Genomic DNA, 13415 nt, shown 5'->3' on the forward strand with positions numbered 1-13415 from the left:
TTACTGAATGCGTTGCCCCTTCTGTGCTCATGACGACAGTCAGGTAAAGGACAGCCGCCCCACCGAAGATGGTGCCGCCATTCGCCGCAGACGACAGTGCGAAGCTTGTGGAGCCCGTTTCACCACTTTCGAGCGCATCCAGTTGCGCGACATATGGGTGGTGAAGAGCGAGGGCCGCAAGGAAGCGTTCGATCGCGACAAGCTGGCGCGCTCCATCGACATCGCCTGTCGCAAGCGGCAAATCGATCCCAGCAGGTTGGAAAAGCTCATCTCCGGTATTCAGCGGCAGCTGGAAACCAGCGGCGACGGCGAAGTGCCTGCGCGCGCGATCGGCGAGATGGTGATGGAAGGCCTCAAACGGCTCGACAGCGTCGCCTATATTCGCTTCGCCAGCGTGTATAAGGACTTCACCGATGCTCAGGACTTTGAGGATTTCGCGGGCTCGGTGAAGGAGGTTGGGAGTGAGTGAGGGCAGCCAGCCCAACTTCCCATTCGCCACTTCGCAAAAGTCCTTCGATATCGAGCTGCGATAAGCTCGGCCATTTTTCAGAGCAAACGGGATAATGTCAGAGCCTTCAGCACCCCGCCCCGTCATCGTCCTCGTGCGCCCGCAACTCGGCGAGAATATTGGCAAGGCCGCGCGGGCTATGCTGAACTTCGGGCTGACCGACATGCGGCTGGTCAGCCCGCGCGATGGGTGGCCAAATCCTGATGCTGGTCCGTCGGCGGCGGGAGCCGATGTCGTGCTCGACAAGGCGGAGGTTTTTGAAAGCCTTGCCGACGCCGTCGCGGATTGTTCGCACGTTTATGCGACCACGGTACGCAAGCGGGGCGTGACCAAGCCGGTAGTGACGCCGGAAGAAGCGGCACGCGAAATTCACGAGGCTACGGGAAAGGCGGCCTATGTTTTCGGGCCGGAGCGGTCAGGGCTTGAAACGGAGGATGTGGCGCTCGCGCGCAAGATCGTGACCGTGCCGATCAATCCGGAATTCGGATCATTGAACCTGGCGCAGGCGGTCATCCTGTGCGCCTATGAATGGTCGAAACCGGCTCAGTTGGAACAGCCGACGGTCGTCGACCTTGGCAAACCGGCGCCACAGGCGGAACTGGAAGGGATGATAAACCAGTTCGAAACTTTGCTGGAAGGAGCGGGCTATTTCTTCCCGCCCGATCGGGCACCCGCGACCAAGCGAACGTTGCGGAACCTGCTGACGAAGCCCGGCTGGAACCATCTGGAGGTGCGGACGCTGCGCGGCGTACTTTCCGCCTTGAGCAATCCGCGATCACGCTAAGCCTTGAGGCGATCGAATTCCTTCATTTCATAGGCGATCGAAGCTTCAACCAACTGGTCCCACAAAGCGGCGAGAATGTCAGCGGGAACGCCTAGACGAGCAGCTTCAGCGCGAACATTGTCGATGACCTCCGCCTTACGAGCCTCGTCGCGGACGGCGCTTCTGTCTGGCTTGATACGGGCTGCCGCGCGCATGTGGGCGAAGCGTCGAGCCAGCAGCGCAACTAGCTGACGGTCGATTTCATCCACGCCGGTCCGGACTTGCGCCATGCTGGTGTAGGTTTCGGGGTCCATGGCGACGCTGACTAGGCGCGCCGAGGGCGGCTGTCGAGGGTTGACATGCCACTTTGCCTTCTCCATAGGCGCGCCTTCGTGATTGGCCCCGCACCCCGGTGAAGCGGCGGCCCTGCCCCTTTATGGCAAGCAGGCGAGGACCGGGAATAAATTTCACCCTCCCCGAAAAGTGGGAACCGGTTTTCGGATCAGGAGGGTGAGCAAACGTTGTTAGCGATTGTAAGGAATTATCATGTCGAAGCGTTCCAGCGCGAAGTACAAACTCGACCGTCGCATGGGCGAGAACATCTGGGGTCGCCCGAAGAGCCCGGTCAACAAGCGTGAATATGGCCCCGGCCAGCACGGCCAGCGACGCAAGGGCAAGATGTCCGACTACGGCATCCAGCTCAAGGCTAAGCAGAAGCTGAAGGGCTACTACGGCGACATCACCGAAAAGCAGTTCAAGAAGAACTACACCGAAGCCGCCCGTATGAAGGGCGACACCGGCCAGAACCTGATCGGTCTGCTGGAGCGCCGCTTGGACGCAGTAGTTTATCGCGCCAAGTTCACGCCCACCATCTGGTCGGCGCGTCAGCTGGTTTCGCACGGTCACGTCTATGTGAACGGTGTGAAGTGCAACATCGCAAGCCGTCTGGTTAAGCCGGGCGACGAAATCACCCTGGGCAAGAAGGCGCAGGAAATGGCGCTGGTTCTGGAAGCACAGAGCCTGCCTGAGCGCGACATCCCTGATTATGTGTCGCCCGATGGCGCCGCCAAGGTCACCTATGTCCGCGTCCCGACGCTGGACGAAGTGCCCTACCCGGTGAAGATGGAACCCAATCTGGTCGTCGAATTCTATTCGCGCTGATCCATCAGGGTCATAATGTACGGAAAGGCGGTCCTTTGGGGCCGCCTTTTTTGTTTGTTCAACAAACCTTGTCCCGTGGGAGGGCTGCTGGCAGAAATGCTGCGCCCTTCCCTTTTCAAGGCTGTTGCGATGCGTCCGTTTATTTCAATTTCGCTGATGGCCGTAGTTGCTGGCAGTGCCGCGGCGGCGGCCTCATCGGACATAAGTCCGTCGATCGATATCATGAAGGAAGTGGTGAAAGAAATTTCATCGGACGCCTATGAAGGGCGGGCGCCGGGGACTGCGGGGGAGGAGAAGACGCTTTCCTATTTGGTGCGACGGTTCGAGGCGATCGGGTTGAAGCCGGGCAACAAGGGAAGCTGGTTCCAGGATGTCCCGCTGGTCGAGATCGCGGCGAAAAATGTTTCGCCGCTGCGTTTCATTGGCGGCAAGGGGCCGGTTTCGGCCGATTATGGATCGCAGATGGTAATCGCCACCTACCGCACGGCTGCGCCGCATATCGAGGTCAAGGATAGCCCGGTCGTCTTCGTCGGCTATGGCATCAAGGCGCCTGAAAAGAAGTGGAACGACTATGCCGGGGTGGATGTCCGAGGCAAGACGGTCATCATTCTGGTCAACGATCCGGATTATCAGAGCCCGAGCCTGAGCGGGCCGTTCAACGGCCGCGCCATGACCTATTATGGCCGTTGGACCTATAAGTTCGAAGAGGCCGCGCGGCAGGGCGCGGCGGCCGCGATCATCGTTCATGACACTATGCCCGCCGCCTATGGCTGGAACGTCGTTCAATCGAGCTGGACCGGGGCGCAGCATGTCGCGGACAGCGCAGATGGCAATGCGAAACAATCGGCGGCTATTGGGTGGATGCAGAAGGACAAGGCTGCGGCGCTGATGGCGAGTGCGGGTCTTAATCTGAATAGATTGAGCGCGGCGGCGAAGAAGCGCGGGTTCAAGGCGGTGCCACTGAAAGGCATCAAGGCGAACGTTTCCTTTGACAATGCCATCCGCAAGCACATGTCCAAGAATCTCGTGGCTCTGCTGCCGGGCAAGACCCGGCCTGATGAATATGTGCTCTATGCGGCGCATTGGGACCATCTTGGCCGCTGCGAAGCCGCGCCCGATGGCGACGACATCTGCAACGGCGCCATCGACAATGCGACCGGGACCGCAGCGCTGGTTGCGCTGGCGGAGGCGAATGTGAAAGCGGGGCCGAGCGCGCGTAGTCAGGTTTTCCTGGCGGTGACTGCGGAGGAGTCCGGGCTTCTGGGATCAGCCTATTATGGGGACCACCCCGTCTTTCCGCTGAAGCAGACAGTGGGCGGCGTCAACATGGACGCGCTCAGCATGGCAGGGCTGGCGAAAAACGTCGTGGTGATCGGCAAGGGCAAATCGCAGTTGGACGCCTATCTGGATCGTGCCCTGGCCGCGCAGAAGCGTGTAGCCAGCCTGGAGCCTACGCCGGAAAAAGGATTCTACTACCGATCCGACCATTTCAGTTTCGCCAAACATGGCGTGCCGATGCTCTATTTCGAAGGTGGGCAAGACCTGGCGAAGGGCGGGATTGAAGCGGGCGCCGCAGCGGCCAAGGATTATGAGGACCATCGTTACCACAGCCCAAAGGACGAATATGATCCAAAATGGGACTGGAGCGGCGTGAAGGCTGACCTAAAACTTTATTACGAGGTTGGCAGGGCATTGGCGAACACCACCGAGTGGCCGAACTGGATGGCAGGGGACGAATTCCGCGCTATCCGGGACGAAAGTCGAGCCAGCCATCAGCATCATTGAGCGCGACCGACGCGCTATTTTCTGTCCGATCCGACGCAGAATATCGATCTGCGCGCGCTCGCCCCATTATCAAATTAGGCCAGCCAGTTAATTGTTTCCCTTACGGAAACTTGATCCCTATGACCAAAGGGTCCGAAGAATCGGAAACGTAACGATAAAAAAATGGGGATGGGTCGTGGAAGTCAATAAGTCAGTCACAATCTTGCATGTGGGCAAGTTGGTGACGGCGCACAAGGAATGCCTGTGCGTCGTCCATTCACTGTCACCGCGTGAAGCGCTCGTGCGAACAAGTCTGCCAATGAAGGCGGGCGAGAGCGTCAACCTGGGCCTGCGCAACGGGTTTTCCGTTTCGGCGGTCGTCGGCATGAACATGGGCGATCATGTGTCGTTGCTGTTCGAAGAGCATATCGCCATATCGACCATCATCGCGGAACAAAGGCAGGGCCGCAGCGAGCGGGAAGCAGTCCGGCTGAACATTGTCATGCCGGTCACCGTGGCGACGATCACCGGCATGCATTCCTGCACTATGCAGGACATTTCGCTATTTGGGATCAAGCTTCTCGACGAAGCGGATCAGCTGCGAGAAAACATGAAGGTGCAGGTGATCGTCGAAGGGCTCGGAAAACGGGACGCCACAGTCCGCTGGCGTGAGGATGATTATGTGGGACTGAGTTTCGAGGTAGCCTTGGGATTCAAGTTGCTCGATCAGTGGACCGCGCAGATAATGGGCTGACGCCGTTGAATTTGGCGCTGTCACACCGACCTCAATCCTGTAGAGCGCAGGGGACAACGCCATCTCAGCAGGAGAAAGCCGATGACATTCCGTATGCCTGCCGAATGGGCGCCGCATGAATGGACCTGGATCGGCTTTCCCACTTATCCGGAGGAATGGCCGGACGCGTTCGAAGATGCGCGGGTGCAGATCGCTGCCTTTGCCCGGGCGCTTCATGCCGATGGCAAGGGCGAAGAAGTGCGGCTGGTCTGCGCCAACGAGGGCGACGCGGAAGTGGCGCGATCGCTGGCTGGACCGGATGTGACGATCGTCGTCCAGAAGCTGGGCGACGTATGGCTGCGAGACACAACGCCGATCGCGGTGATGCGCGGAAGCGAGCGGGCTCTGGTCGATTTCGGCTTCAATGGCTGGGGCGGCAAATATCAGATGTCGGGCGATGAAGATATCGGTGCGCGTCTGGCCGCGACCACCGGGTTGGCGACATCCTCGCAGCATTGGATATTCGAAGGTGGCGCCATCGACACGGATGGCACTGGCCTGTTCGTGACGACCGAGCAATGCCTGCTCAATCCCAATCGCAACCCTGACCTGGATCGCGGAAAGATCGAAACGCTGCTGGCGGGATCGCTGGGGCTTTCCGACATGTTGTGGCTGGGCGACGGGTTGCTGAACGACCATACGGACGGCCATGTGGATAATCTGGCTCGCTTCGTTGCTCCGGGGGTGCTGGCACTGCCCGAAGCAAGCACGGATGATGATCCCAACGCCGCCATCTATGCCGATGCCCGCGCTCGCGCAAAGGCGTTCGGCGTCGAGGTGGCGTCCATCCCCTCCCCCGGCCGCGTGCTGGTGGATGGCGAAGTGATCCCCGCCAGCTACATGAATTTCTATATCGGCAACGCTGCCGTCATCGTGCCCGTCTATGGCCAGCCCAATGATCAGGCGGCGCTGGACACGATCAAGCCGTTCTTCCCCGATCGCGAGATCATCGGGCTCCGCAGCGACGCCATCCTGTCAGGCGGCGGCAGTTTCCATTGTTGCAGCCAGCAGATGCCGTCCGCGTGATGAGCGAGATGCTGGCGATACGCGCGCTTTTGTCGGGCGTCATCATCGCCATCGTGTCTGTCGTATCCCGGCGATATCCGGCGCTTGGCGCGTTGATCGCGTCCCTGCCGCTGATTTCGGTTCTGGGGATGATATGGCTGTGGAATGACAAGCCCGATGCCGAGAATATGGCGCGGCATGCAGAGGCGACCTTTTACTATGTCCTGCCGTCCCTGCCCATGTTCCTGCTGATCCCCGCGCTGCTGCGGCGGGGCATTTCCTTTCCCCCAGCATTGACCGCCGGTTGCGCAATGACGATCCTTCTCTATCTCGCAACCGTCGCCATCACCGCCCGGTTGGGCATTCGCCTCTAGGACCATCGAGGATATGACCAAAGTCACCGTTGCCGCCCTTCAGCTCGCCTTTTCAGAGGATCTGGATGACAATGTCGCCATGGTGTCGGACCATGTGGTGAAGGCAGCGGCACGGGGCGCGAAGATCGTCCTGCCGCCCGAACTGTTCGAAGGGCATTATTTCTGCAAGGTCGAGGATGAGGCCCTGTTCGCCAATGCCAAGCCGATCGGCGAACATCCCGCCGTGGCCGAGATGCGCAAGGTGGCAAAGGCGGAGCGCGTCTACATTCCCACCAGCTTTTTCGAACGGGACGGCCAGCATCATTATAATTCTCTCGCGATGATCGACGATGAAGGCGAGATCATGGGCGTCTATCGCAAGAGCCACATTCCGGACGGGCCGGGTTATGAGGAAAAATATTATTTCCGTCCCGGCAATAGCGGGTTCAAGGTTTGGGAGACGCGCTACGGCACGATCGGCGTCGGCATCTGCTGGGACCAATGGTATCCGGAAGCGGCGCGGATCATGGCGCTGATGGGAGCCGAGCTGCTCTTCTATCCTACCGCGATCGGATCTGAACCCTATGATGCGGATCTGGACACTAGCCGCATGTGGCGCCGGGCCATGATCGGTCATGCCGTCAGCAATTGCATGCCGGTCATCGCGGCGAACCGGATTGGTGACGAGGAAGGTCAGAAATTCTACGGCCACAGCTTCATCAGCGATGAGTGGGGCGATTTCGCGGCGGAAGCCGATGCGAAGGATCATGGCGCGCTGGTCGCTACGATCGATCTGGCCCAGGCGCGCAAACATCGAGCTGGCATGGGGTTCTTCCGCGATCGGCGACCGGAGCTTTATTCCCGGATCGCACAAGACATTTGATTGGGAGAATGACGCCATGACGGTCGCACGCCATTATGTGATGCACGCAAAGGAAGGGTCGGACGCGGCGCTGGAAACTGCCCTTCGCGCGCTTGCCGCCGCCGTCCGCCCGCTGCCGGGTTGCGAGGGTGTCGAGATGCTGCGCGACCTGGGGAATGAGCGTCGCTTCGTTTTTATCGAGCGCTGGGCTGATGTCGATGCGCACAAGGCGGCGGGGCCGATGCTGGACAAGGGGCTGTTCGGGCCAATGATGGACGCGATGGATGGGCCGCCGGAAGGTGCTTATCTCGACTATCTGATAAGCTGAGCGGTCTGCGTCAGAGCAGCGCCACTGCTCTTTCGAAAACGGCCGCAAACATCTCATTCGTCAGGCGGCCGGTCATTATGTTTCTTTGGGAACAGTGATAGCTGTCGAGCACAATCTTACCGCTTGGCATGCGATGTTCCGCCATATGGGCGAAGCGGGCTTTTGGAAGCTTGCCGCCCAGCACCTTCACGACCGATTGATGCGCGATCTCGCCTAGCGCGATGAATATCCGTGCGTTGGGCAGAGCTTCCACGGCGGACTTCAGGAATATGCGGCAATTATGTGCTTCCTGTGACGTGACCCCCGCCTTTCATCCAGCTGCAACCAGAGACCGACCGTTGTTGTCGCGCAGGAGCGCGGTTGAAGCAATGGGCGGGTTTAAACCCGCCCATTGCTTTTCGAGTTCGGCGGCGAACGCCGCCGGTGTGGCATAGCCGAGCGAAGAGTGCGGCCGCTCGGTGTTGTAGTCATCGACCCAGTTGGCGAGGATCGAGCGGGCCTGACGAACCGTGAAGAACAGCGTTTCGTTGAGAAGCTCGTCGCGCATGCGGCCATTGAAACTCTCGACGAACCCGTTCTGCGTCGGCTTGCCCGGCGCGATATAGTGCCACTCGATGCCGACATCGCCCGACCAGGCGAGCACCGCGTTCGATGTCAGTTCGGTCCCGTTGTCGCTGACGATCATCTTGGGCGCGCCGCGCTCGGCGATGAGATCGCCCAGTTCGCGCGCCACCCGCTTGCCCGAGATCGAAGTGTCGAGCACCGCCCGCAAGCATTCACGCGTCACATCATCGACGATGTTGAGGATACGGAACCGGCGGCCGGTGGCGAGTTGATCGTGAACGAAGTCCAGGCTCCAGCGCTGGTTGGGAAGCGCCAGCACCGGAGCCGGCACCCGCGCCCCAACGGCGCGCCTTCTGCCCCGCCGCCGCCGAACCGTCAGCCCCTCCTCGCGGTAGAGCCGCTGGGTCTTCTTGCGGTTGATCATAATGCCATCCCGGCGGAGCAGGATGTGCAAGCGCCGGTAGCCGAACCGCCGACGCTGCTGCGCCAACTCGCGCAACCGCGACCGCAAATCGGCATCATCGGGGCGGCACGAGCGATAGCGCATGCTCTTGCGATCCGCTGAAATCACCCGGCACGCGCGCCGCTCGCTCATCCCCAACGTGATCTGGAGATGCACAACCGCCTCGCGCTGTGCAGCGGGCGTCACCACTTTTTTGACAGCAGGTCTTTCAACCCCGCATTGTCCAGCATCGTGTCCGCGAGCAACCGTTTGAGCTTGGAGTTCTCCTCCTCCAGCGCCCGCAGTCGCTTCGCGTCCGACACCTCCAAACCGCCATACTTGGCCTTCCACGCATAATAGGTCGCGCTCGACATGCCGTGCTTGCGGCATAATTCCGTGACCACCGCACCCGCCTCGGCTTCCTTCAAAATGCCGATAATCTGCTCTTCCGAAAACTGCTTCCGCTTCATTCCGTCCGTCCCTTCGTTGGATCGGACTCTAGCGCTAACTGGAGGAAAAATCGGGGGTCACGTCACCTGCGGCACGGGCTTATTCTGGGGCGGGAGGCATTTCACGGCATTGAGGATGATGGCGTCGTGCAGGACGAGCTGATCATCGGGCCGTGCCTCATAGGTGCCCTGGGCCAGACCGACATTCAGCAGCGTCGCGAAGAGAAGGTTGCCAGCGAAATCGCCAGTGAAGGCCCGGCCGGTGCGATTGGCTCCCTGCTTGCCCGGAGCCAGGCCGACGATGACGATGCGGCCGAGCGGATCGCCGAATGCAGGCACCGGGGCGTTCCACCAGTCTGGATGCTGGGTCCGGCATTCCTCGCGCAAAGCGACGAGGCGCGGGCAGAGCGGGCAATCGAGCGGAGCTTCCGCATGAGCTATGGGGCTTTGCAGCGTCATGCGTAGCGGTTAGGCGCAGTGTGATGGTCAAGACAAGCACTCTTCATCTTTACGCGCTTGCACTGGGGTCGAACCGGCCGCTGTCGGGGAAGCGGACGCCCAAGATGCTGGTGAAGGAAGCTGCGGCCCGCTTGCAGCGGGTTGGCCGGGTGCTTGCTATGGCGCCGACATTGACGTCATCGCCGATCGGGCCTTCGTTGCGGGAATATGCGAACAGCGCCTTGTTGATTGAGAGCCACTTGCCACCAAAGGCAATGTTGAGCGCGCTCAAGATGATTGAGGCGGGACTCGGTCGGCGCCGCCATCGCCGCTGGGGCGCGCGCAGGATCGATATCGATATCATCCTGTGGTCCGGCGGGCGCTGGCAGAGCAGGACGCTGAACATTCCGCACCCCGCATTTCGGTCGCGCGATTTCGTGCTGTCGCCGCTTTGCACGATCGCACCGGGTTGGCGCGATCCGGTTTCCGGCCTGTCCATCCGGCAGCTGCGGGCAAGGTTGCGAAAAGCACAAGTTTTGCTGCGTCCTAGAGGTTGACCAGTCGCATAACGGCCTCTAGTGCGTGCGGACCTCGCACGAGAGGGCCCTTAGCTCAGTCGGTAGAGCAACTGACTTTTAATCAGTAGGTCGCTGGTTCGAATCCAGCAGGGCTCACCAAACCAATTAAATCAATGGTTTAGGTGAAATTTAGAGGCAATTGTCTCACATTTTGTATCACAGTTTTTAATCGCCAATGGGCCTTCCCTACTGAACGTACTGCGCATTCATGTAAGGTCTTCCCTCCCCCGCCCGTCATCGGCATGACGGGTACGAATCGGGGGATTTATGGAAGAGCAGTTAATCCGAGCAGCGCTTGCGACCGCCAAGGTAACGGCTATCGCGTTGTGCGGTCTATTTTTGGAAGCAAGCTTGGCTCCAAGCAGTGGCTACGCCAAACCTACTCCCTCCTTAGTTAAGCCAGCAGATAGCTCTAAGCCACTTCGCATTGAAGTGACTAACCCCATCAAATTGGCCCCGCCTCCGCCAGAAGCACCCGCTTGCGGTTCAGGCAAGTATAAAAGCAATGATGATCTATGTGCCCAATGGAAGGCCGCTGACGCCGCTAACGATGCTGCTCGTTATGCCTTTTGGGCGCTGATAATAAGCGGGATTGGTACTGGCCTTCTAGTTTGGACGTTGTGGGAGACTCGGGAGATTTCACGCCGCGAACAACGCGCATACCTAAGAGTTGAACCTACCGGCGAAGGCATCGTTCAACCAAACAAAAAGATCAGTATACCATTTCATATTATAAACTACGGAGCTACCCCGGCCATCAACTGTTGCGTTCAAAGCAGCGTTGTCGTGCGTCCGCCAAATTGGGATTGGGCCAATGAACCAGAAAATGTAGAGGCATTACAGAACGCACCCGCGATAACAATCCATCCAGACATGCCTAGTTTGATCAAGCTAGAGATGGATAATCCCTTACCTCAGGATATTCACAAAGCTATTTTAGAGGGGCGAGCGGTTGTCTTTGGCAGAGGTAAAATTTCTTACAAAGATATGTTTCGTCGCAAGCGGCATACGAGCTTCCAGATTGAATTTCACGGTGTAGATGCTGGTAAGAACGGCGGACCTATTCGTATCGCGGCTAGAGGAAACGACTTCTCTTGATAGACGGCGGCAAACCAAGAAATTTTCTACGTTATTTATAGATCGTACGGCATGATAGATACCTCTCCCACATCGATCCCTTCCGGGTAGTCTAAGCAAGTTCGCAAGGCTAGGTACGCAGCATTTGCATCGTTATACGCCTCTTCATCGATATCGATATGTGGCTTATATTTCGCTTGACGACCAGCATGAAGCAAGTTTCTATTATTGCGCAGCTTATCCAGCCAATTTGATACAATAAAAACAACTTCATCGTCGGCCAAATTCGTTATCCAACCAGCAGCATCTGCAACTTTAATAAGATGCTCTAAAGTCCAGTTCAACGGATCAGATTTCCTAGGCCTTACACTCTTCGGAAGGGATGTCGCAGCGGCCTGACATTTCACTGGGTTTTGTAGACAGGCGAGAAGTAACCTACCTTCCGCCGCCGCCCCTAGCATAACACTTGCAGAGCAATAGGCACGTACGGCGGCACACACTTCCGCTTCCCGCTCATAGGTGGCGATTGCGCCTATCACCGCCTTCTCAACGTTAAGGGCCTCGAAGATGCTGAGTCTTGCGGCCTCACGTTCTTGATCAAAACGCGTCCTGTCATTTCGCCACATGTCCGCATCAGCAGCGAGGCCAAACTCGCGGAGAGTTTCTTCAAATTTTACGTCCAAGACATTTTCGTACGCCTTGGACAGTTTCAACCAATCTTCCGGCGCGCTATGAGTATAGAAGGATTGCTGATCATTTAGACCGTGATCACTCTCAATTCGTTTCATTGCATTAGCTATAGGCCTTAGGTCGCTGTCGTACATTCCGCCGAGCCAGCGATCCGTATGAAGGTCTTGTACAGAAAAGGTACGATACAATAGGCCTTCTGTGTCCGTCGTCAGAACATTTGGCGCAACTCGCGGCGTAGATTAGCGGAGTGTCGGCCTCGTTTGGGGGTTGATGTTATGCGGCGAGCTTGCGGTGTTGCAAGCGCCGATGTTCGATGGTCTGTCGCTTGATCCTTTCGCGCTGTTTGATGATGGCTACGGCCCTGCCGAAGTAGGCATCGGCGGGCGTCACATTGTCCAGGCTCTCGTGGTAGCGCTGGTGGTTGTAGTACTCGACGAACGCCGCGATCTGGGCCTCGAGGTCGCCGGGCAGGAAGTAGTTTTCCAGCAGGATGCGGTTCTTCATGGTTTGGTGCCAGCGCTCGATCTTGCCTTGGGTCTGGGGATGGAAGGGCGCGCCGCGCACATGCTTCATCTTGTGGACCTCGATGTAATCGGCGAGATCGCTGGCGATGTAGCAAGGGCCATTATCCGACAGCAGGCGTGGCCGGTGATGCACGTGGGCCTGATCGCAGCCCGATGCCGCGAGCGCCATGTCCAGTGTGTCGGTCACGTCCTCGGCCCGCATCGTGCTGCACAACTTCCATGCGATGATGTAGCGGGAGAAGTCGTCGAGCACGGTTGAGAGGTACATCCAGCCCCAGCCGATGATCTTGAAGTAGGTGAAGTCGGTCTGCCACATCTCGTTCGGTCGGGTGGTCTGCGTGTGGAAGCGATCGGCGGCTTTAATCACGACATAGGCAGGGCTCGTGATCAGATCGTGGGCCTTCAACAGGCGGTAAACCGTGGCTTCCGACACGAAGTAGCGCTGCTCGTCGGTGAACCGCACGGCCAGCTCGCGTGGGGAGAGCTCGGACTGCTCCAGCGCCAGTTCGATAATCTGGTCATGGATTTCAGCCGGGATACGATTCCACACCCGGCTCGGTGCCGAGGGCCGATCTTCCAGCGCTTCGGGACCGCCCTCAAGGTAGCGGTCATACCAGCGGCAGAAGGTCCGGCGCGGGATACCCAGTTGCTCCAGCGTCTTGCGGGCTGGCATGTGCGATTGCTCGACGATCCGGATGATCTCGAGCTTCTCGGATGCGGGATACCTCATTCGTCGTCGCCCCCATCCGCGATCATGCTTTTTTTCAGCAGGCGGTTCTCCAGGGTCAGATCGGCGACGCATTCCTTCAGCGCGCTGGCCTCGCGGCGCAGATCCTTCACCTCGTCGGTGGTGGCGGCACGGGCGGTGTCACCGGCCAGGCGGCGCTTCCCCGCTTCCATGAACTCCTTCGACCAAGTGTAATACAGACTCTGGGCAATGCCCTCCTTGCGGCACAGCTCGGCGATGCTGTCTTCGCCGCGCAGTCCGTCCAGTACGATCCTGATCTTGTCTTCGGCAGAAAAGTGCCGCCGGGTCGCCCGCCGGATGTCCTTCACCACCTGCTCGGCAGGCTTCTTGGCAATCGAGGATTTGGGTCTCATCTTCGTTCCTTCGTC

At 58.9% G+C, this 13415-nt stretch carries 14 protein-coding genes, 1 tRNA gene and 3 pseudogenes; 12 read left to right on the top strand and 6 right to left on the bottom strand.

The window, feature by feature from the left end; all coding sequences use genetic code 11:
* Positions 1 to 7 precede the first annotated feature (7 nt).
* The gene (nrdR, locus tag ACZ5TB_RS04940; RefSeq protein WP_196226215.1) at positions 8 to 469 is read left to right on the top strand and encodes a transcriptional regulator NrdR; all 462 of its coding nucleotides are present in this window, start codon (positions 8 to 10) and stop codon (positions 467 to 469) included.
* A gap of 31 nt (positions 470 to 500) precedes the next feature.
* A pseudogene (locus ACZ5TB_RS04945) lies at positions 501 to 1292 on the top strand (RNA methyltransferase); the annotation flags it as partial.
* On the opposite strand, the gene ACZ5TB_RS04950 reads toward ACZ5TB_RS04945, so the two are convergent.
* A complete protein-coding gene (locus ACZ5TB_RS04950) occupies positions 1289 to 1585 on the bottom strand; it encodes a chorismate mutase (protein WP_464779965.1) in 297 nt (98 codons plus the stop codon). The pseudogene ACZ5TB_RS04945 and the gene ACZ5TB_RS04950 overlap by 4 nt on opposite strands.
* Before the next feature lie 232 nt (positions 1586 to 1817).
* On the opposite strand from ACZ5TB_RS04950, the gene rpsD reads away from it, so the two are divergent.
* From rpsD to ACZ5TB_RS04985, 7 genes are all read left to right on the top strand, one after another.
* On the top strand, positions 1818 to 2432 hold the full coding sequence (gene rpsD, locus ACZ5TB_RS04955; RefSeq protein ID WP_097091626.1) for a 30S ribosomal protein S4: 615 nt from the start codon (positions 1818 to 1820) through the stop codon (positions 2430 to 2432).
* A gap of 156 nt (positions 2433 to 2588) precedes the next feature.
* Positions 2589 to 4217: a M28 family peptidase gene (locus ACZ5TB_RS04960; RefSeq protein WP_464792218.1), complete on the top strand. Its 1629-nt coding sequence runs from the start codon at positions 2589 to 2591 to the stop codon at positions 4215 to 4217.
* A gap of 175 nt (positions 4218 to 4392) precedes the next feature.
* Positions 4393 to 4950 carry a PilZ domain-containing protein gene (locus ACZ5TB_RS04965; RefSeq protein WP_464779615.1) on the top strand — a complete coding sequence of 186 codons (558 nt, stop codon included), beginning with the start codon at positions 4393 to 4395 and terminating at the stop codon, positions 4948 to 4950.
* Between the two features lie 81 nt (positions 4951 to 5031).
* A complete protein-coding gene (locus ACZ5TB_RS04970; protein WP_464792219.1) occupies positions 5032 to 6015 on the top strand; it encodes an agmatine deiminase family protein in 984 nt (327 codons plus the stop codon).
* Positions 6015 to 6368, top strand: a complete 354-nt coding sequence (locus ACZ5TB_RS04975; RefSeq protein WP_464792220.1) for a DUF3147 family protein — start codon at positions 6015 to 6017, stop codon at positions 6366 to 6368. The genes ACZ5TB_RS04970 and ACZ5TB_RS04975 overlap by 1 nt, the downstream gene beginning before the upstream one ends.
* Before the next feature lie 13 nt (positions 6369 to 6381).
* On the top strand, positions 6382 to 7230 hold the full coding sequence (aguB, locus tag ACZ5TB_RS04980) for an N-carbamoylputrescine amidase (RefSeq protein WP_464792221.1): 849 nt from the start codon (positions 6382 to 6384) through the stop codon (positions 7228 to 7230).
* Between the two features lie 16 nt (positions 7231 to 7246).
* Positions 7247 to 7537, top strand: coding sequence for a putative quinol monooxygenase (locus ACZ5TB_RS04985; RefSeq protein WP_464792222.1), 291 nt, complete (start codon positions 7247 to 7249; stop codon positions 7535 to 7537).
* 10 nt (positions 7538 to 7547) lie between these two features.
* Here the strand turns inward: ACZ5TB_RS04985 and ACZ5TB_RS04990 are convergent.
* From ACZ5TB_RS04990 to ACZ5TB_RS05000, 3 genes and pseudogenes are all read right to left on the bottom strand, one after another.
* Positions 7548 to 7829: pseudogene (locus ACZ5TB_RS04990) on the bottom strand (uracil-DNA glycosylase family protein); the annotation flags it as partial.
* An 18-nt stretch (positions 7830 to 7847) separates the two neighbouring features.
* Positions 7848 to 9013, bottom strand: a protein-coding gene (locus ACZ5TB_RS04995) for an IS3 family transposase (protein WP_464791474.1) whose coding sequence is annotated in 2 segments (ribosomal slippage) — positions 7848 to 8752 and positions 8752 to 9013 — 1167 coding nt in all. Because the reading frame shifts where the segments join, the coding sequence is not laid out codon by codon here.
* 66 nt (positions 9014 to 9079) lie between these two features.
* A pseudogene (locus tag ACZ5TB_RS05000) lies at positions 9080 to 9451 on the bottom strand (uracil-DNA glycosylase family protein); the annotation flags it as partial.
* 23 nt (positions 9452 to 9474) lie between these two features.
* Between ACZ5TB_RS05000 and folK the strand changes: the two are divergent.
* From folK to ACZ5TB_RS05015, 3 genes are all read left to right on the top strand, one after another.
* Complete coding sequence (gene folK, locus ACZ5TB_RS05005) at positions 9475 to 9987, top strand: 2-amino-4-hydroxy-6-hydroxymethyldihydropteridine diphosphokinase (protein WP_464792223.1); 513 nt, start codon at positions 9475 to 9477, stop codon at positions 9985 to 9987.
* A 44-nt stretch (positions 9988 to 10031) separates the two neighbouring features.
* Positions 10032 to 10107: transfer RNA gene (locus ACZ5TB_RS05010), tRNA-Lys, on the top strand.
* Between the two features lie 168 nt (positions 10108 to 10275).
* The gene (locus ACZ5TB_RS05015) at positions 10276 to 11106 is read left to right on the top strand and encodes a hypothetical protein (RefSeq protein WP_464792224.1); all 831 of its coding nucleotides are present in this window, start codon (positions 10276 to 10278) and stop codon (positions 11104 to 11106) included.
* Between the two features lie 35 nt (positions 11107 to 11141).
* Here the strand turns inward: ACZ5TB_RS05015 and ACZ5TB_RS05020 are convergent, their stop codons facing one another.
* Together ACZ5TB_RS05020 and ACZ5TB_RS05025 are read right to left on the bottom strand one after the other, a co-directional pair.
* On the bottom strand, positions 11142 to 11909 hold the full coding sequence (locus ACZ5TB_RS05020) for a hypothetical protein (protein ID WP_464792225.1): 768 nt from the start codon (positions 11907 to 11909) through the stop codon (positions 11142 to 11144).
* Positions 11910 to 12048: 139 nt separating this feature from the next.
* Positions 12049 to 13400 (bottom strand): IS3 family transposase gene (locus ACZ5TB_RS05025; RefSeq protein WP_464792226.1). Its coding sequence is split into 2 segments (ribosomal slippage): positions 12049 to 13064 and positions 13064 to 13400, totalling 1353 coding nucleotides; the frame shifts between segments, so codons are not numbered across the junction.
* Positions 13401 to 13415: the final 15 nt, after the last annotated feature.

Source organism: Sphingobium sp. TomTYG74 (assembly GCF_055393875.1).